Origin of the sequence: Caulobacter sp. LjRoot300, assembly GCF_964253875.1 — a bacterium.
In the GTDB taxonomy this organism is placed as follows: domain Bacteria; phylum Pseudomonadota; class Alphaproteobacteria; order Caulobacterales; family Caulobacteraceae; genus Caulobacter.
In genome coordinates, this window is sequence record NZ_CAXUSA020000002.1 from 402426 (window position 1) to 419456 (window position 17031).

General features: G+C 70.4%; 18 protein-coding genes. 9 read left to right on the plus strand and 9 right to left on the minus strand.

The annotated features are described in order from the left end of the window. Nucleotides 1–141: 141 nt before the first annotated feature. Together pseC and pseB are read right to left on the minus strand one after the other, a co-directional pair. On the minus strand, nt 142–1329 hold the full coding sequence (pseC, locus tag ACSQ2G_RS07235) for a UDP-4-amino-4,6-dideoxy-N-acetyl-beta-L-altrosamine transaminase (RefSeq protein ID WP_436029532.1): 1188 nt from the start codon (nt 1327–1329) through the stop codon (nt 142–144). Continuing rightward, entirely contained in the window at nt 1329–2363 is a 1035-nt protein-coding gene (gene pseB / locus ACSQ2G_RS07240) for a UDP-N-acetylglucosamine 4,6-dehydratase (inverting) (RefSeq protein ID WP_436029534.1), read from the minus strand. The genes pseC and pseB overlap by 1 nt, the downstream gene beginning before the upstream one ends. 116 nt (nt 2364–2479) lie before the next feature. Between pseB and ACSQ2G_RS07245 the strand changes: the two genes are divergently transcribed. Continuing rightward, nucleotides 2480–2887: a hypothetical protein gene (locus ACSQ2G_RS07245; protein ID WP_436029536.1), complete on the plus strand. Its 408-nt coding sequence runs from the start codon at nt 2480–2482 to the stop codon at nt 2885–2887. 13 nt (nt 2888–2900) lie between these two features. Here ACSQ2G_RS07245 and ACSQ2G_RS07250 read toward each other — a convergent pair whose 3' ends face one another. Further along, nucleotides 2901–3389, minus strand: coding sequence for a nucleoside deaminase (locus ACSQ2G_RS07250; RefSeq protein WP_436029538.1), 489 nt, complete (start codon nt 3387–3389; stop codon nt 2901–2903). Between the two features lie 50 nt (nt 3390–3439). Between ACSQ2G_RS07250 and ACSQ2G_RS07255 the strand changes: the two genes are divergently transcribed. Next, a complete protein-coding gene (locus ACSQ2G_RS07255; RefSeq protein ID WP_436029540.1) occupies nt 3440–4945 on the plus strand; it encodes a pseudouridine synthase in 1506 nt (501 codons plus the stop codon). A 62-nt stretch (nt 4946–5007) separates the two neighbouring features. On the opposite strand, the gene ACSQ2G_RS07260 is transcribed toward ACSQ2G_RS07255, so the two are convergent. Next, on the minus strand, nt 5008–5670 hold the full coding sequence (locus ACSQ2G_RS07260; RefSeq protein ID WP_436029542.1) for a CDP-alcohol phosphatidyltransferase family protein: 663 nt from the start codon (nt 5668–5670) through the stop codon (nt 5008–5010). A gap of 75 nt (nt 5671–5745) precedes the next feature. Here ACSQ2G_RS07260 and ACSQ2G_RS07265 point away from each other — a divergent pair, with 75 nt between their 5' ends. After that, complete coding sequence (locus ACSQ2G_RS07265) at nt 5746–6720, plus strand: phosphatidate cytidylyltransferase (RefSeq protein ID WP_436029544.1); 975 nt, start codon at nt 5746–5748, stop codon at nt 6718–6720. Between the two features lie 16 nt (nt 6721–6736). Beyond that, nucleotides 6737–7375 carry a lysophospholipid acyltransferase family protein gene (locus ACSQ2G_RS07270; protein ID WP_436029546.1) on the plus strand — a complete coding sequence of 213 codons (639 nt, stop codon included), beginning with the start codon at nt 6737–6739 and terminating at the stop codon, nt 7373–7375. A gap of 110 nt (nt 7376–7485) precedes the next feature. On the opposite strand, the gene ACSQ2G_RS07275 is transcribed toward ACSQ2G_RS07270, so the two are convergent. Beyond that, nucleotides 7486–8424, minus strand: a complete 939-nt coding sequence (locus ACSQ2G_RS07275) for a CPBP family intramembrane glutamic endopeptidase (RefSeq protein ID WP_436029548.1) — start codon at nt 8422–8424, stop codon at nt 7486–7488. Nucleotides 8425–8566: 142 nt separating this feature from the next. Between ACSQ2G_RS07275 and ACSQ2G_RS07280 the strand changes: the two genes are divergently transcribed. Both ACSQ2G_RS07280 and rsmD read left to right on the plus strand, forming a co-directional pair. After that, a complete protein-coding gene (locus ACSQ2G_RS07280) occupies nt 8567–9205 on the plus strand; it encodes a TMEM175 family protein (RefSeq protein WP_436029550.1) in 639 nt (212 codons plus the stop codon). A gap of 4 nt (nt 9206–9209) precedes the next feature. Then, the gene (gene rsmD / locus ACSQ2G_RS07285; RefSeq protein ID WP_436029552.1) at nt 9210–9773 is read left to right on the plus strand and encodes a 16S rRNA (guanine(966)-N(2))-methyltransferase RsmD; all 564 of its coding nucleotides are present in this window, start codon (nt 9210–9212) and stop codon (nt 9771–9773) included. Nucleotides 9774–9781: 8 nt separating this feature from the next. On the opposite strand, the gene ACSQ2G_RS07290 is transcribed toward rsmD, so the two are convergent. Then, nucleotides 9782–11908 (minus strand): AsmA family protein, encoded by a 2127-nt coding sequence (locus ACSQ2G_RS07290; protein WP_436029554.1) that lies wholly within the window; start codon nt 11906–11908, stop codon nt 9782–9784. A 371-nt stretch (nt 11909–12279) separates the two neighbouring features. Beyond that, nucleotides 12280–12672: a hypothetical protein gene (locus tag ACSQ2G_RS07295; protein ID WP_436029556.1), complete on the minus strand. Its 393-nt coding sequence runs from the start codon at nt 12670–12672 to the stop codon at nt 12280–12282. A 153-nt stretch (nt 12673–12825) separates the two neighbouring features. On the opposite strand from ACSQ2G_RS07295, the gene ACSQ2G_RS07300 reads away from it, so the two are divergent. The 3 genes from ACSQ2G_RS07300 (at nt 12826) to ACSQ2G_RS07310 (ending at nt 14804) form a co-directional block, all read left to right on the plus strand. Further along, a complete protein-coding gene (locus tag ACSQ2G_RS07300) occupies nt 12826–13467 on the plus strand; it encodes an HAD-IA family hydrolase (RefSeq protein WP_436029558.1) in 642 nt (213 codons plus the stop codon). Nucleotides 13468–13496: 29 nt separating this feature from the next. Further along, complete coding sequence (locus tag ACSQ2G_RS07305) at nt 13497–13784, plus strand: 4a-hydroxytetrahydrobiopterin dehydratase (protein ID WP_436029560.1); 288 nt, start codon at nt 13497–13499, stop codon at nt 13782–13784. A gap of 234 nt (nt 13785–14018) precedes the next feature. Continuing rightward, nucleotides 14019–14804, plus strand: a complete 786-nt coding sequence (locus tag ACSQ2G_RS07310; protein WP_436029562.1) for an SDR family oxidoreductase — start codon at nt 14019–14021, stop codon at nt 14802–14804. A 158-nt stretch (nt 14805–14962) separates the two neighbouring features. Here ACSQ2G_RS07310 and ACSQ2G_RS07315 read toward each other — a convergent pair whose 3' ends face one another. Further along, nucleotides 14963–15520: an ActR/PrrA/RegA family redox response regulator transcription factor gene (locus ACSQ2G_RS07315; RefSeq protein WP_310080238.1), complete on the minus strand. Its 558-nt coding sequence runs from the start codon at nt 15518–15520 to the stop codon at nt 14963–14965. 88 nt (nt 15521–15608) lie between these two features. Further along, on the minus strand, nt 15609–17018 hold the full coding sequence (locus ACSQ2G_RS07320) for an ActS/PrrB/RegB family redox-sensitive histidine kinase (RefSeq protein WP_436029565.1): 1410 nt from the start codon (nt 17016–17018) through the stop codon (nt 15609–15611). Between the last annotated feature and the right edge of the window lie 13 nt (nt 17019–17031).

Sequence of the window (17031 nt, forward strand, 5' to 3'; positions counted from 1 at the left end):
CTTCTCGACTCTCGAAAGGTCCGCTTGGCGACGGACCGCATCTGCCTCGGATGCGGCCACGCCGCTGCGGGCGGGGTTGGGAGAGATGGACTTTCACGGTCTTCTCCCCTTGCGGGAGAAGAAACCTGGCTCCTCGGCCGTCTACCGCCCCAAAGCGCTAGCCAGCGCCTCGACCACCCGGTCCACGTCCCCGTCGGCCATGCCCGGATACAGCGGCAGGGTCAGGCACCGCGCGTACCAGGCGTCGGCGCCGGGTAGGTCCGGGGCGCCGTAGCGGGCCTGGTAATAGGGCTGGGTGTGGACCGGGATGTAGTGCACCTGGCTGCCGACACCTGCCGCCTTCAGGGCCTCGACCACCGCCAGGCGGGTCGTGCCCAGGGCTTCGAAGTCGATCAGCACGGTCAGCAGGTGCAGGGCCGGATCGGACCAGGCGGGGCTTTCCGCCAGGCGCACCACCGGGGCCAGGGCGGCCAGCTTGTCGACATAGAGCGCCGCCAGCGTCCGCCGGCGAGCGACGAAGCGGTCCAGCTTGGCCAGCTGCGAGATCCCCAGGGCGCACAGCACGTCGGGGATGCGGTAGTTGAAACCCAGCTCGGGCATCTCGTAGACCCAGGGCTCGGCCCCGGCCGGGCGGACCATGCCGTGGCCGCGCAGGCTACGGGCCCGCGCCGCCAGGGCCGCGTCGTTGGTGGTCAGCATGCCGCCTTCGCCGGTGGCCAGGGTCTTGACCGGGTGGAACGAGAAGCTGGCGAAGCTGGAAAAGGCGCCGTCACCGACCGGGTGGGCGACCCCGTCGAACGCGCCAACCGAGCCTAGGGCGTGGGGCGCGTCCTCGACCAGCACCGCGCCGACGCCGTCAGCCAGGGCCTTCAGGCCCGGCAGATCGCAAACGTCGCCGCGCAGGTGCACCGGCAGCACGGCCCGCACCCGCCGGCCCTCGGCCCGCTTCAGGGCCTCGGCCAAGGTGTCCGGCGTCATCAGGCCGCTGCCCGGGTCGACGTCGGCGAACACCACCTCGGCGCCGACATAGCGGGCGCAGTTGGCGGTGGCCAGGAAGGTGACCGACGGGGCGATGCAGACGTCGCCCTCGCCCACGCCCAGGGCCAGCATGGCCAGGTGCAGGGTGGCGGTGCCGTTGGCCGCGGCGATGGCGTGCTCGGCCCCGACCTTCTGCTTGAACGCCGTCTCGAAGGCCTCGACCGTCGGGCCGGTGGTCAGGAAGTCGGCGCGCAGGGCCGCCGCCACCGCCGCCACGTCGTCGTCCTCGATGGTCTGGCGGCCGTAGGGGAGGAAGGGCGGCGCCCCCCCTCCAGAAGACGACGCCGACATCAGGCCTTCTCGGCCAGCATGGCGTTGAGGCCGTCCTCGCTGAGCCAGTCGTCGTTGCTGTCGCTGCTGTAGCTGAAGCCCTCGGCCACGTCCCTGGCCCCCGCCTCGCCGCGGAACGGCTTGCGCGGATATTCCACGAAGGTGGGCTCGATCACGTAGCGGTCCTCGAGTTCGACGGTGGCGCGGGCGTCGTCGGCGCTGATCATCATCTCGTGCAGCTTCTCGCCCGGGCGGATGCCGACGATCTTCATGCCGACGTCCGGCGACATGGCCTTGACCAGGTCCGGCATGGTCATCGACGGGATCTTGGGCACGAAGATCTCGCCGCCGCGCATGATCTCCAGCGACGACAGCACGAACGCCACGCCCTCGTTCAGGGTGATCCAGAACCGGGTCATCCGGGCGTCGGTGACCGGCAGCTCGGTCGCGCCCTGGCCCAGCAGGCGCTTGTAGAGCGGCACCACGCTGCCGCGCGACCCAACGACGTTCCCATAACGAACAACCGCGAAGCGGGTGCCGATGTCGCCCGACAGGTTGTTGGCCGCCACGAAGGTCTTGTCGGAGGCCAGCTTGGTCGCGCCGTACAGGTTGATCGGATTGCAGGCCTTGTCGGTCGACAGGGCCACCACTTGCTTGACATGGTTGTTGAGGCTGGCCCAGACCACGTTCTCGGCGCCCAGCACGTTGGTGTGGATGCATTCCGAGGGGTTGTACTCGGCGGCCGGCACCTGCTTGAGGGCGGCCGCGTGGATGACGATGTCGACGCCGCGCAGGGCCAGGGTCAGGCGCTCACGGTCGCGCACGTCGCCCAGGAAGAAGCGGAGCTTGCCGCAGACAGCCTCGTCGAACTGCTCGCGCAGCTCCAGCTGCATGTCGCTCTGCTTCAATTCGTCGCGGGAATAGATGATCACCTTCCGCGGGTCCGAACGTCGCAGGACGGTCTCGATGAAACGGCGGCCGAACGACCCGGTGCCGCCGGTCACCAGGATGACCTTGCCGTCCAGATCGAGGGTTTTTGGTGAAAAGCGCCCCAATTTCAGCCTCCTGAGCCTCCGCCGCCGGATCGGCGCGCGAGGCGGGTCATGGTTAACGTCCCTTTGTGCCCGCCAGACGTAAAGAGGACGTCAACCCGGTCGTGCGACAAGGCCCCATGCGCCGCGCCCTCGCCCTGCCCCTCCTGTCGCTGCTGGCCGCCGCCAGCCTGGCCGCCCCGCCCGCCTTCGCCGGCCACGGCAAGGAAGAGAAGACGGCGCCCGCGACCTATTTCGCCCTGCAGCCCCTGACCGCCACCGCGATCCGCCGCGACGGCCGGCGGGGCGTCATGACCCTGGAGACTGGGGTCCAGGCGCTGGATCCGGTCCTGATGGAGCGCGCCCGGCAGTCGGAACCGCGTCTGCGCGCCGCCTTCGCCCAGGTGCTGATGACCTATACCGCCGGCCTGCCGCGCGGCGCGGCCCCGGACCTGACCTATCTGGGCTCGCGCATGCAGGACGCCGCCGACCAGGTGCTGGGCCGCAAGGGGTCCAAGGTGCTGCTGGGCTCGGCGATGGTGAACTGAAGGCCGCGCGAGCCTACTTCTTCCGCCGTTCCCTGAAGAACCCCCGCAGCAGGTCCGCGCTCTCCTGGGCCATCACCCCGCCGGTGACCTCCGGCCGCCAGTGGCAGGTGGGCTGGGCGAAGAACCTGGGACCGTGGACCACCGCCCCGCCCTTGGGATCCTCGGCCCCGAACACTACCCGGCCGATCCGCGCGTGGCTGATCGCTCCCGCGCACATGGCGCAGGGCTCCAGCGTCACCACCAGGGTCAGGTCGGTCAGGCGGTAATTGCCAAGCTTGGCGGCCGCAAGCCGGATCGCCGCGATCTCGGCGTGGGCCGTGGGGTCGTGGGCGCCGATCGGCCCGTTGCCGGCCCGGGCCAGGATCTCGCCGGTCGCCGGGTCGAGGATCACCGCGCCGACCGGCGTCTCGCCCGCCTCGGCGGCGGCGCGGGCCTCGTCCAGGGCCAGGGCCATGGCCGCCAGATCCCGGGCGTCTTGATCCTCGCCCTGATCGGTGCGCATTAGAAAACCGCCCATCGTGAGATGCGCCCAGCCCTTGAAGGACCGACGCCGTGACCGACAAATACCAGCCCCACCTGCATGACAACGCCATTCCGGGTCAAGACGACGACGGAGACGGGGCGCGGGTCGCCAAGATGCTGGCCCGGGCCGGCGTGGCCTCGCGGCGCGCGGTCGAGCGGCTGATCGAAGATGGCCGAGTCGCCCTGAACGGCGAGGTTCTGACCACCCCCGCCGTCAAGGTCCGTCCGGGCGACATCCTGACCGTCGACGGCAAGATGATCGACGAGCCCGAGGCGACGCGGGTCTTCCGCTATCACAAGCCCACCGGGCTGATGACCACCCACAACGATCCCAAGAACCGCCCGACGGTGTTCCAGGCCCTGCCGCGCGACCTGCCGCGCCTGATCTCGGTGGGACGCCTGGACCTCAACTCCGAGGGCCTGCTGCTGCTGACCAATGACGGCGCCCTGTCACGGGCCTTGGAGATGCCGAACAACGCCTGGGTGCGCCGCTATCGGGCCCGCGCCTTCGGCGACACCACCCAGGCCAAGCTGGATCGGCTGAAGGACGGGTGCACGGTCGAGGGCGTGCGCTACGGCCCTATCGAGGCGCGTCTCGACAAGGCCCAGGAAAAGGCGGGCGGCGGCAAGAACATCTGGATCACCCTGTCGCTGAGCGAAGGCAAGAACCGCGAAGTGCGGCGGGTGCTGGAATCCATCGGCCTGAAGGTCAACCGGCTGATCCGCCTGTCCTACGGCCCGTTCGCGCTGGGGACCCTGCTGCCGGGCCAGGTCGAGGAGGTCGGCCCCCGGGTGATCCGCGAGCTGCTGGAAGGCATCGTCGCCGAAGAGAACATGCCCAAGGGCGACAAGCCGCAGTTCATCGGGGTGGCCGATCCGCTGAAGGCGGTCGGCACAGCGGGCGGCGGCGACATGCAGCGCCGCGGCGTGCCCCGCACCAACCGGCTGGCCCAGGTCTCGATCATCACGCCCGAGGAAAAGGTCGAGGAAGACAAGTTCGTCCGCAAGCCGGGCTGGGCCAAGCCCAAGAAGAAGCCGGCCATCGCCGGCCGCGAACCCGTTCGTCCGGCCAAGAAGTCGATCGAGAGCAAGATGATCGGCCCCAAGCCGCTGTCCTATCGCGACGCCGCCGCCAAGCGGGTCCGCGACAGGGACCTGGCCGAGAAGAACGCCGCCGACAAGCGCGCCGCCCAGGGCAAGGCGGCCCGTCCAGCCAAGTCGGACGCTCAGGCGACGTCCAAGCCGAAGCTCGGCGCGCTGCGGGCCAATGGCTACAAGCCGCTGACCGAGGGCCCGGCCAAGGCGGGCGGCAAGCCCGGCGGCGCGCGTCCCGGCGGCAAGCCGAGCACGGTCAAGGCGGCGGGCCCCAAGACCGTTGGCTCCAAGCCGGGCGAAGCGGGCAAGGTGTGGTCCAAGCCCGGCATGGCGAAGTCGGCCGGCGCTCGGCCAGACGCTCCCAAGGGCGCGCCACGCGCCGGCGGCAAGCCAGGCGGTCCGCGTCCGGGCGGTTCGGGCCCGCCGCGCGGCAAGCGCTAGCGAACGGTCGGGGAACGGTTGGGGACAGGCACATGTGCCTGTCCCCGTCGGCGGGTGGCGAGTCAGGCCCGCAGCCCGCGCGCCAGGTTGCCTGTCCGCCGGATCACCGTGACCAGGCTTCCCGCGGCGATCACCACCAGCCCGCACAGCAGCACCGCGCCATGGCCGCGCCACAGCGGCTCCAGCGCCGAGATCAGGCAGAACGCGGTCAGGGTGGCCATCCGCTGTTGCTTGGCCATCGGACCGGAGAAGTCGGCCGGCTGGCCAAGGCCCCGGCCCAACTCGCGGACATAGGCGGTCAGCACCGCCAGCACGGCCGCGATCCAGCCGGCGGCCGTCCCGCCCGCGATCCCGGCCGACTGCACGCCATAGCCGGCCCCGGCCAGCAGCAGGACGTCGGCGATCCGGTCGGGCAGCTCGTTCCAGATCGGTCCCGCCGACCCGCCCCGGCCGTGCTCGACCGCCACCAGGCCGTCCAGCAGGTTGCACAGCAGCCGGGCCTGGATGCACAGCGCCGCCAGCACGAACAGCACCGCCCGAAAGAGCCCGTTATCCAGCGCCCCGGCCGTCATCAGCAAGGCGCCGCCCAGGACCGCGAAGGCGACGCTGGTGGCGGAGATGACGTCCGGCTCGACCTTGGCCTCGGCCAGGCTTCGGGCCATCCGACGCGCGAAGGCGGCGTCGCGGACCTTCAGCGGGCGGCGGTTGTCCAGGTCCTGGGTCATGGCGTCTCCTCCAAGGCGAGAACTAGGCTATAGCTAAACGCGAGCGCCGCCAGGAGGCGCGTTGGCGGGAGCCGCATGGACATCGTCGCGACCGTTCGAACCTTCTTCGCCGCCCAGCCGCCGATCCTGCTGGCGGGCCTGGCGGGCGTGGTGGCCCTGCTCAGCGTGGCCGGGGCGACCGCCACCCTGCTGACCGTCCTGAAGCCGGACAAGGACTATCGCGAGCTGCGCCAGCGCATCGCCAGCTGGTGGGTGATGGTCGCCCTGCTGGCCGGGGCCCTGCTGCTGGGCTGGGGGGCCACGGTGCTGGTCTTCGCCCTGATCTCGTTCATGGCCCTGCGCGAGTTCCTGTCCCTGGCCCCGATCCGCAAGGAGGACCGGCCCGCCATCTTCGCCGCCTACCTGGCCCTGGTCGCCGCCTACGGCTTCATCGCCGCCGACAAGTACATGTTTTACCTGGTCTTCATCCCGGTCTGGGCCTTCCTGGGCCTGCCGTTCCTGATGGCCATGCTGGGCCAGACGCGGGGCTTCCTGACCACGGCCGCGACCTTCCACTGGGGCCTGGTGACCTGCGTCTACAATCTGGGCTTCGCGGCCTTCCTGATGCGGGTCCCCGACAGCGACCGCCTGCCGGCCGGGGCGGCGGGGCTGGTGTTCTTCCTGTTGCTGGTCACCGAATTCAACGACGTAGCCCAGTACGTGGTCGGCAAGCTGCTGGGCCGCCACAAGATCGCGCCCACGGTCAGCCCCAACAAGACCTGGGAAGGCTTCCTCGGCGGCTGGCTGGCGACGGGGCTGCTGATCGGGTTCGCCGGACCATTGTTCACGCCGCTGGCCGGCCTTGGCCTGCTGGTGGTCGCCTTCACCCTGCCGCTGGCGGGCTTCGCCGGCGACGTGACCATGAGCGCGATCAAGCGCGACATCGGGGTCAAGGACACCTCGCACGCCATTCCCGGCCACGGCGGGGTGCTGGACCGCGCCGACAGCCTGACCTTCACCGCGCCGCTCTATTTCCACCTGCTGGCGGTGTTCGCCCTAAGCAAGTTCTGATGAGCAAGTTTTGACGATGGGTTGGCTGCGTTTCCTGCTGCTGGTGCTGGCGGCCCGGCCCCTGGCCCTGTTCCTGACCGGGGCCGACGTCACCGGCCGCGAGCGCCTGCCGCTGAAGGGCCCGGCCATCGTCGCGGCCAACCATTCCAGCCACGTTGACACCCTGCTGCTGCTGGCGATCTTCCCGTCGCGCGCCGTGGCCCGGGTGCGGCCCGTGGCGGCGGCCGACTATTTCCTGCGCGACCCGGTGATCGGCTGGTTCTCGCGCCACGTGATCGGCATCGTGCCGGTGGCCCGGCTGAAGGCCGGGGCGGGCGAGGACGTGCTGGCCCCGGCCCGCGCCGCCCTGGCGGCCGGCGACATCGTGGTGGTGTTTCCCGAAGGCACGCGCGGCGACGGCGACCAGCTGGGCCGGTTGAAGGGCGGCGTGGCGCGCCTGGCCGAGGCCTTTCCCGAGGCGCCGGTGACGCCGGTCTGGATCCAGGGCGCCGGCCGGGTCCTGCCCAAGGGCGAGGCCATCCCCGCGCCGCTGAACTGCGCGGTGCTGGTCGGCGAGCCGCTGGACTGGGAGGGCGACCGGCCGGCCTTCATGGCGCGGCTGCGCGCGGCGCTGCTGGCCCTGAAGGACCAGGCGCCGCCCCTGCGGTGGTCCTGAGGTCTGGTCTAGAGCATCGCGCGGAAAAGTGGATGCCGGTTTTCCGCAAAAGCGATGCGAAAACAAAAATCTAGAGCGAACCGCGCGATTCCTACATCGCGCGGTTCGCTCTAGGTGGCGGCCAGGCGGGTCCAGCGGCGCAGCGGGGCCCATCGGGCCACGATCTCGGCCAGGGCGACATAGCCGGCCAGCATCAGCGGCGCGATCACCAGGGTCTCCGGCGGAAAGCCGTGCGGCGGGTCGGGCTTCAGCGACATCGGCTGGACGAACAGCAGGATCAGGATGTTGTTGGCCGCATGGGCGCCGACCGCGAACTCGATCCCGCCCAGCCGCAGGGTCATCCAGGCCAGGCCCACGCCCATGGCCAGCCGCATCAGGAAGGCGTCGAGATTGGGATCGAAGTGGATCGCCGAGAACAGCAGGCCGCTCAGCACCAGCACCACGCGCGGGTCGGGGAACCAGGCGCCGACGATCTTGACCAGCCAGCCGCGGAAGACCAGTTCCTCGGCCGCCGCGGCGATCACCAGCAGGGAGACGGTCAGGGCCGCATAGGCCAGGCGTCCGCCCAGGTCCGGGCTGACGGCCAGCAGCGGCGCGCCATGCGCCTTGGGGTCCAGCGCCGCCGAGGCCAGCAGCAGGGGGCCGATCGTCACAGCGAACAGGCCCAGGCCCAGCAGCAGCAGCCGCCAGCGGAAGCCCGCGGCGGCGGTGAAATATGAGGCCAACCGGCGATGGTGCAGCAGGGCGGCGACGCCGACGAAAGCCAGGGCCATGCCGCCGTTGACGAAGGCCAGCAGGCTGATCACGAAGGCGATCTGGGTCAGGCCGGCCGGCGTCCCGCCGCCGCCGATCATGGCCATCAGCCGCTCGGCCGACTCCACGCCGCCGCCGCCGATCGCGAAGGCCACGAACACCGCGATGCCGCAGATCACGGCGGCCAGCAGGGCGGCGACCACGCCGACCACCAGGGTCAGCAGCAGCGGAACCACGCGCCGGTCGGCCGGCGTCAGATCGTCCAGGAACGGCGACCGTCGAAGCTCTGCTAGCACCACTGTTTTTCGATCCTGAGCCCGCTTCTTCGCTAGGCGTTCGCCGCGCGCGACGCAAGCGGCGCGACACGCGACTTGCCGCGATGGCCGACGCGCGGCACACATCGGGGCGAAAGCGGGCGGGACAGGAACGGGGCGCCTCATGACCGACATCACCGACAAGGAAGCGCAGCACCTGCATCGCCTGATCCTGTTCTCGGACGCGGTGTTCGCGATCGCCATCACGCTGCTGGCCATCGAGATCCATCCGCCCGAGCACTGGCATGGCGTGGCCGACCTGTTCGGCCAGATGCAGCACAAGCTGATGGCCTACGCCGTCAGCTTCGCGGTGGTCGGCATCTACTGGATCAGCCATCGCCGCATCTATTCGCGCCTGCGCAAGGCCGACGGCGCCCTGGATGTCCTGAACCTGGTCATGCTGGGCCTGCTGGCCCTGTTGCCGCTGGCCACCGAGCTGCTGTGGGAAAGCGGCTCCGCCCCGGCGGTGTTCGTCTATGTCGGCCTGGTGACCGCCATCGGCCTGGCCCACGCGATGGCCTGGGGCTACGCCGCCTTCCTCGGCGGCCTGTCGGAACCGATGCCGGCGATCGAGAAGATCTACGTGCTGCTGCGCGTGGCCCTGCTGCCCGGGCTGATGTGCGGCCTGATCTTCCTCAGCATCGTCACCCGCACGCCCTGGGGCTGGCTGGGCATCGCCCTGGTCCTCGGCGCGCTGTCGCTGATCAACCGGCTGATGGTCCGGAGCGGCAAGCTCTCGGCCGCCCAGATCGCCGAGGACTGACCGCTTGCGCATCGTCTCGGGCCGATATCGCGGCAAGGCCATCGCCACCCCGCCGGGCGCCACCACCCGCCCCACCTCCGACCGGGCGCGGCAGGCGGTGTTCAACATCCTCGAGCACGCCGCCTGGGCGCCGGCGCTGCACGACGCGCGGGTGATCGACCTGTTCGCCGGTTCCGGGGCTCTCGGCCTGGAGGCCATGTCGCGCGGGGCGGGCTTCTGCCTGTTCGTCGAGACCGACGACGCCGCGCGCGGCGCGATCCGCGAGAACCTGGAGGCCTTCGGCCTGTTCGGCCAGGCCCGCGTGCACCGGCGCGACGCCACCGACCTGGGCCCGCGCCCCGGCAGCGTCGGCGCGCCGTTCGACGTCGCCTTCCTCGACCCGCCCTACGCCAGGGGCCTGGGCGAGAAGGCCCTGGACCAGCTGCTCGCCGGGGACTGGCTGGTCCCCGGCGCGGTGGTGATGTTCGAGCGCGGCCGCGACGAGCCCGACCCCGCGCCCGCGGGCTTCGAGCGGCTCGACGCGCGCGACTACGGAGCGGCCAAGGTGTTCTTCTTCCGGCGAACCTGAGCTAGCACCTACTTCTTCCTGACCTTGGCCGGCGTGGTCTGGGCCACCTTGACCGGCGCGCCCTCGCGGCGGGCCTCGGCCACCAGGCTGGCGCAGTCGGCGTCCTTGGCCTCGCCGCCGGTGACGAAGGGCAGGATGGCGGCCAGGGGCGTGACCAGGCTGCCCAGGGCCGCGGCGAGGCCGCCCTGGGCCACGGCGCCGCCGGTCTCCAGCCCGACCTTCGGGGTCATGAACGGCCCCCGGATGGTGATCGGGATGAACAGGCGGACCAGGCGGGGCTTCTTGCTGTCGCCCTCGATCTTCAGGTCCAAACGCTCGGTCTGGAGGTCGACCGTGCCCTTGCCCTTGGCCAGCACCACCCCGGTGTCGGCGACGATCTGGTTGGCGGTCATGATCCCGTCCTTAACGCTGAAGTCGGCCACGGCGCAGCGGACGCTGGTTTCGCGGTTGTCCTTGCTCAGCAGCAGGATCAGTCCCTTGGAGGCGTTGACGCCCAGCAGCTCGGCGAAGGCCTGGCGGATCTCGCCCCGGGGCGACACCACCGTCACCTGGCCGTTGGCCGACGAGGCGGCGCGGTGCACCGAATTGCCGTAACCGGTCAGCTTGGCCCGGGCCATCACCCCGCCCTCGATCGCCGGCTTGCCGCCGCTCTGGATCGGGATGAAGTCCTCCAGCTTGGCGTTGGTCAGCCGCATGTCGAGGTCGGTGCGGGGGACCTTCGGATTGGCGTCCAGCCGCACCTTTCCGGCCAGGTCGCCGCGCGAGAAGGTGAAGGCCAGCGGGTCCATGGTCAGCACGCCCTTGTCCAGCGTCAGGTCCAGCCGGACCTTCTGGAGCGGCAGGTTGGGCGCGTTGACCGCCAGGGCGCGGTACTTGACCTTGGCGTCCATGGCCTTGACCCGATCGACCTGCAGGGTGGCGTCCGGCAGCAGGCGGCGGGTGGCGTCGCGCTGGGCGGCCTCGACCTTCTGGCCGGGCGAGGCGGTCTCGCCCCGGCCGGTGGCCGGCGCGGCGCCGACCAGACTGCCCAGGTCGTCGAAGTCCAGGCGGCGCGACTGCAGGTCGGCCTCCAGATAGGGCCGCTCGCGCCCCATCAGCACGAACAGGTCGCCCGAGACGTCGCTGTCGCCGACCCGGCCGTCCAGCCGCTTGAAGTCGAAGCGCTCGCCCTTGCGGCTCAGGTGGCCGCTGATCCGGTAGGGCGGGGTGTTGGGCAGGGCCAAGCCGGTCAGGGCGTAGAGGCGGTTCAGGTCCGAGCCCGACACCGTCAGCTGGGTCTCGAACAGGCCCAGGTTGAACGGCTTGGTGATGTCGCCCTTGGCCGTGACATGAGTCGAGCCGGCATCGACCCGCGCGTCGAACGGATAGGGCCGGTTGGGCGAGATGTTCAGCAGCGGGCCGCCGGTGACCAGGGCGGTGAACGGCGCGCGGTTCAGCTGGCCCTTGCCTTCCAGCACGAACCTGCCGCGCCCGTCGCCGCCGGCGTGTTCGTTGGAGCTGACCGTGCCCACGAAGACGACGTCGCGCTGCTGGTCCTCGTAGCGCAACTGGCCGTCATTGATGATGAAGTGCTGGATGGCCGGCAGTTTCAGCGGCTTCCTGGGGGCGTCGGGGTCGCCGAACGTCCAGTTGGCGCGGCCCGAGGCCTCGCGCAGCAGTCGCAGGTCGGGGCGGTCGACGGCCAGCAGCGGCAGGATCACGTCGCCCTTCAGCAGGGCCAGCAGCTTGATCTGCACCGCGATGCGGCCGACCTGGGCCATCGGCGCGCCGGCCGGCGAGCCCTTGGGATCGGCCTTGGGATCGGCCTTGGCGGCCCAGTCGGGCTGGGCGATGCGGACGCCCAGAGCCTCGGCCTTGGGCGAGAACGACCAGGGATGGACGCGCAGGTCGCCGGTGATCACCACCTCGCGGTTCAGCCGGGCCGAGGCGAAGCGTCCCAGCGGGCCGCGAAACCAGTTCCAGTCGAAGATCACCAGGAAGACGACGATCGCCACGGTCAGCAGGATCGCCCCGATCATCCCCCAGCGGGCGCGCGGCGGCAGGCCGCGCAGGCGCGCGGCCAGGCTGGGCGGGGGATCAGGGACGAGCGTCGTCAGGGCGGAACCTCCAGATACCCGTCCACAACGCGCGGACAAGGCTCTTGTGTTCCGAAACCGGCCGGTTCCGGCGGGGGCTTGGCCGGGCCGACGTGAACGCCGTGCGTGGTCCTCGTCCTTCGACAAGCTCAGGATGAGGACCATTGTGCAGGCCGTGGCATTAGAAAACCTCATCCTGAGCTTGTCGAAGGACGAGGTTTTCGGCTCCAGGGCTGAAGATTGATCCAGCCTAGGCGATCAGTCTCAGGGCGGCGACGGCGACCGCGGCCAGCACGAAGGCGACGATCGCCACGATCTCATAGGTCTCGAAGACCCGCTTGCTCGGCGTGCGCATGATGGAAAAGCCCCCTCGTCCCGGATTGGCGCGAACGACCGCCTCCCACGCAAGCCCCGGGCCACGACGCCGGCCGCTACGGCAGCTTGCCCGGCCAGACCAGGAAGCCGTCCTCGTCGCGGCCCGCGACGCGGTAGGTCGGATAGTACGGGTAGGGCTCCTCCCGGTACGGGCCTTCGTCATAGGCCGGATAGGCGGGCGCCCGGCGCCAACCGCCATAGCGGTCACCGATCAGCGGGCCGTCCAGCGGCGGATCTTCCACCACGTCCAGCGGTCGCCGGCCCCAGCGGTCGAAGTCGCTCGGCCCGGCATGGGCCTCGCACTCGACGCGGTCCCAGCGATAGGCGCCGCCCGGGCCGGTGACCCGCCGGGTCACGCACTCGCCCGGCCAGGCCTGGGCGGAGGCGGCGGTTCCCACGCCGCAGAGGACGGCGGCGAGCGCGAGCGACGGAAGCAGGCGGCGGACCATGGCGAGAACTCCAGAAGGTTAACAAACCAGAGCCGCCGGCAGGTTTCGCGCCTTTTCGCCTTCGACGCGAGCGTGGCCATGAAGATTCTCAGGGCGATTGTCAGGACCGCGCCGGCCGCCTAGCGTCGCGTCAAACAGATGTTTGAGGCGCGCATGGCGATCGAGGCGGTGATCTGGGACTTCGGCGGGGTGTTCACCACCTCGCCGTTCGAGGCCTTCCGGCGGTTCGAGGCCCAGCGCGGCCTGCCGGCCGACTTCATCCGCCGGGTCAACGCCGCCGATCCCGACGCCAACGCCTGGGCGCTGTTCGAGCGCAACGAAATCGATGCGGCGGCCTTCGACGCCATGTTCCTGGAGGAGGCGACGCGCCTGGGCCATCCGCTGCGCGGGGCCGAGGTGCTGCCGCTGCTGTCGGGCGACGTGCGGCCGCGCGTGGTGGCGGCCCTGGACGCCTGCAAGGCGCGGTTCAAGGTCGGCTGCATCACCAACAACGTCGTGACCGGGCACGGGACCGGCATGGCCGGCTCGGCCGAGAAAGCCCAGGCGATCGCCGGCATCTTCGCGCGGTTCGACGCGGTGATCGAAAGCTCCAGGGCGGGGGTGCGCAAGCCCGACCCGCGCATCTACCGGATGATGTGCGAGCTGCTGGCCGTGACGCCGGAGCGATGCGTCTATCTCGACGACCTGGGGATCAACTGCAAGCCGGCGGCGGCCCTGGGCATGACCGCCATCAAGGTCACGACCGAGGACCAGGCGCTGGAGGAGCTTGCGGCCGCGACCGGTTTGGCGTTCTGACTGGGAAAAGTCCGTTCGCAGGAGCCGCCATGTCCCGTCCCGCCAAGATCGGCGCCGCCGCCGCCCTTTCCCAGCTGGAAGGCTGGACCGCCGTGTCCGAGAAGGACGCCATCGCCAAGACCTTCCGGTTCGCCGATTTCAACGCCGCCTTCGGCTTCATGACCCGGGTGGCCCTGATGGCCGACAAGCTGGACCACCATCCCGAATGGTTCAACGTCTACAACCGCGTCGAGGTGGTGCTGACCACCCACGACGCCGACGGGGTCAGCGCGCTGGACGTGACGATGGCGCGGTTCATGGATTCGATCGCGGGCTGACGCTGAAGATCCTCCCCCTGTGGGGGAGGTGTCGGCGAAACCGACGGAGGGGGGAGTGATCGGCCGGCGGCCGCGGCCCGGATCTTCGATCCTAAAACTCCCCCCACCGATCGCTGCGCGATCACCTCCCCCACGGGGGGAGGATCTGGGCGCCCACCTCTCCGTTTCCCCCTTCCGCCCGCCGCGCTTCCAGTTCAAACTAATGTTTGAATTATAATCGGGAGGACGCCGCCAATGGCGCAGAGCACGGGCCGGGTCGCCGGCAAGAAGGCCTTCATCACCGGCGGGGCCCAGGGGCTGGGCGCGGCCGCCGCGCGGCTGCTGGCCAAGGAAGGCGCCCAGGTCAGCCTGGCCGACATCAACTTCGCCGGGGCCCAGGCCGTGGCCGACGAGATCAACGCCGCCCACGGGGCGGGCACGGCCTTCGCCCTCGCGCTCGACGTCACCCAGGAAGACCAGTGGATCGAGGCCCTGGAAAAGGCCGACGCCGCCATGGGCGGGATCTCGGTGCTGCTCAACAACGCCGGGGTGGCCGGCGACAAGCCGCTGGAGCAGATGGAGTTCGACCTCTGGAAGAAGATCATGTCGATCAATGTCGACAGCGTTTTCCTGGGGGCCAAGCACGCCCTGAAATACATGCGCGCCCATCAGCCGGGCTCGATCATCAACATCAGCTCGATCGCCGGCCTGATCGCCAACCACAACTCCCCGGCCTATAACGCCTCCAAGGCCGGGGTCTGGATGCTGAGCAAGAACATCGCCCTCTACTGCGCCAAGATGGGGCTGAATATCCGCTCCAACTCGATCCACCCGACCTTCATCGACACCCCGATTCTCGACCCGCTGAGCCAGCGCCTGGGCAAGGAAGAGGCCCACGCCAAGCTGGGCCGGCAGATCCCGCTGGGCCATATCGGCGAGCCGAACGACATCGCCAACGCCGTGCTCTACCTGGCCAGCGACGAGAGCAAGTTCATGACCGGCGCCGAGCTGAAGCTGGACGGCGGCATCTCGGCGATGTGAAACGAGCCGACCTCCCCCTGTGGGGGAGGTGGCGGCCGCAGGCCGACGGAGGGGGACGTGAATCGGCGGCGGTCGCAGCCCGGATCAACCATCCGAAAACTCCCCCCACCGATCGCTGCGCGATCGCCTCCCCCACAGGGGGAGGCCCTTGGACCTGTCTACCGCGGCGCCCGCTTGGCCAGGATCCGCTGCAGGGTCCGCCGGTGCATGTTCAGCCGCCGCGCGGTTTCCGACACGTTGTGGCCGCACATCTCGTAGACCCGCTGGATGTGCTCCCAGCGGACGCGGTCGGCGCTCATCGGGTTCTCCGGCGGAACCGGGGCGGCGTCCTTGGCGGCCAGCAGGGCGCGGGCCACGTCGTCGGCGTCGGCCGGCTTGGACAGGTAGTCGATCACCCCGGCCTTCACGGCCGCGACGGCGGTGGCGATGTTGCCGTAGCCGGTCAGCATGATGACCTTGGCGTCCGGACGCACGTCGCGCACGGCCTCGACCACCTTCAGCCCCGTGCCGTCCTCCAGCCGCATGTCGAGCACGGCGTGGGCCGGCGCCTGACTTCGCAGGGCGCTCATCGCCTCGGCCACCGAAGCGCAGAGCGTGACCGCGAATCCGCGCTGCTCCAGGGCTCGACCCAGCCGCGTCCGCAAGGGCGCGTCGTCGTCGAGAAGCAGCAGGGACTTGTCGGGCAGGGCCGCGACCATCTCAGCAATATCCGCCATGAACTTCAGCGCCTCCCAACGCCGACACTCAACCACGCCACGAGCGAGCCATCTTGTTGCCCAATTGGCGAGTGTCGCAAGTGTTTCATTAAAGCTCGCTCGCTCCAATGATGGCCGGCGCCTCCAGCGCCGACCTTGGCCAGCGCGCGGCGACCACCGCGCCGCCGCGCCGACCGTTCTTGAAATCCACGCTCGCCCCGGTTCGTTCCAGCAGCGTCTTGGCGATGAAGAAGCCCAGGCCCATGCCGATGTGGCCGGTCCTGGACCCCTCCGCCCCGGGGCGAGAGGTGACATAGGGCTCGCCCAGCTTGGCCAGGATCTCGGGCGAGAAGCCCGGCCCGTCGTCGCGCACCTCGATCACCACCGCCCGGGCGTCGAAGCGGGCCACCACGATGACCTCGGCCCGGGCGAAATCGACGGCGTTCTCGACGATCGTCGTCAGGGCGTGGAGGATCTCGGCCCGGCGCCAGATGTCGGGCGCCGAATCGCCCGGCGGGCCGTTGACCACCGCCTCGACCCGGATGCCGTGGATCATGTGCGGCTCGATCACCTCGTGCACCAGCTGGGTGAGGCTGATGCGCTCGTGCACGGCGTCCTTGGCCTCGGGCATCTCGGTCAGCCGGGCCAGGATCTCGCGACAGCGCGCGGCCTGGCCGATCATCAGCTCGGCGTCCTCGCGGGTCTGCTCGTCCGGGGCGTTGCGGACCATCTCGCGGGCCACGACCGAGATGGTGGCCAGCGGCGTGCCCAGCTCGTGGGCGGCGGCGGCGGCCAGGGCGCCCAGGGCCGAGAGCCGCTGCTCGCGGGCCAGCACCGTCTCGGTGACGTTCAGCGCCAACTCCATCCGCGCCGACTCCGTCGCCGCCTGCCAGGCATAGGCCCCGGTCAGGGCGATCCCCAGGACCCGCGCCAGCACGATGGTCATCAGGGTCAGGCCGCCGGGCGTGGGTCCCGGGCCGGCCGACGGCGGGTAGGGTATCGGCATGAAGAAGAAGGTCAGGACCAGGCAGGCCGCCACCGCCAGGGCCCCGATCGCCACGGAGTACCGGGCCGGCAGGGTGGCCGCGGCCAGGGTGACGGGGGCGATCAGCAGCAGGGAGAACGGATTGACGATCCCGCCGGTCAGGTAAAGCATCCCCGCCAGCTGCAGGGTGTCGAAGGCGATCTGGGCCGTGGCTTCGCCCTCGCGGGCCATCCGCTGGCCGCCGAACGCCAGGCCGATCAGCACGTTCAGCCAGGCCGACAGGGCGATCAGGGAAAAGCACAGGGCGTAGGGAACCTTGAGGTCCAGGACCAGGCCGGCGACCAGCACCGCGATCGCCTGGCCCACCACCATCAGCCAGCGCTGGGCGATCAGGGTGCGGACCCTCAGGCGTCCACGACGCAGCCCTGGCCCCGCCCAGGACCAGTCCTCGTCTTGCGCCGCCTCGACGTCGGGCCTATCGAGCCCGGTCCGAGGCGAACTGTGCGGCGCATTCCTGAGAGACGCGTCTGCCATGTCGCACCATAAG

Bases quoted from the DNA above. Each gene is read 5' to 3' on its own strand.
- ACSQ2G_RS07320 (WP_436029565.1), bottom strand. From the start codon at position 17,018: ATGGCAGACGCGTCTCTCAGGAATGCGCCGCACAGTTCGCCTCGGACC.
- ACSQ2G_RS07245 (WP_436029536.1), top strand. From the start codon at position 2,480: ATGCGCCGCGCCCTCGCCCTGCCCCTCCTGTCGCTGCTGGCCGCCGCC.
- ACSQ2G_RS07280 (WP_436029550.1), top strand. From the start codon at position 8,567: ATGACCGACATCACCGACAAGGAAGCGCAGCACCTGCATCGCCTGATC.
- ACSQ2G_RS07265 (WP_436029544.1), top strand. From the start codon at position 5,746: ATGGACATCGTCGCGACCGTTCGAACCTTCTTCGCCGCCCAGCCGCCG.
- ACSQ2G_RS07295 (WP_436029556.1), bottom strand. From the start codon at position 12,672: ATGGTCCGCCGCCTGCTTCCGTCGCTCGCGCTCGCCGCCGTCCTCTGC.
- ACSQ2G_RS07310 (WP_436029562.1), top strand. From the start codon at position 14,019: ATGGCGCAGAGCACGGGCCGGGTCGCCGGCAAGAAGGCCTTCATCACC.
- ACSQ2G_RS07305 (WP_436029560.1), top strand. From the start codon at position 13,497: ATGTCCCGTCCCGCCAAGATCGGCGCCGCCGCCGCCCTTTCCCAGCTG.
- ACSQ2G_RS07315 (WP_310080238.1), bottom strand. From the start codon at position 15,520: ATGGCGGATATTGCTGAGATGGTCGCGGCCCTGCCCGACAAGTCCCTG.
- ACSQ2G_RS07250 (WP_436029538.1), bottom strand. From the start codon at position 3,389: ATGCGCACCGATCAGGGCGAGGATCAAGACGCCCGGGATCTGGCGGCC.
- ACSQ2G_RS07270 (WP_436029546.1), top strand. From the start codon at position 6,737: ATGGGTTGGCTGCGTTTCCTGCTGCTGGTGCTGGCGGCCCGGCCCCTG.
- pseC (WP_436029532.1), bottom strand. From the start codon at position 1,329: ATGTCGGCGTCGTCTTCTGGAGGGGGGGCGCCGCCCTTCCTCCCCTAC.
- ACSQ2G_RS07260 (WP_436029542.1), bottom strand. From the start codon at position 5,670: ATGACCCAGGACCTGGACAACCGCCGCCCGCTGAAGGTCCGCGACGCC.
- ACSQ2G_RS07300 (WP_436029558.1), top strand. From the start codon at position 12,826: ATGGCGATCGAGGCGGTGATCTGGGACTTCGGCGGGGTGTTCACCACC.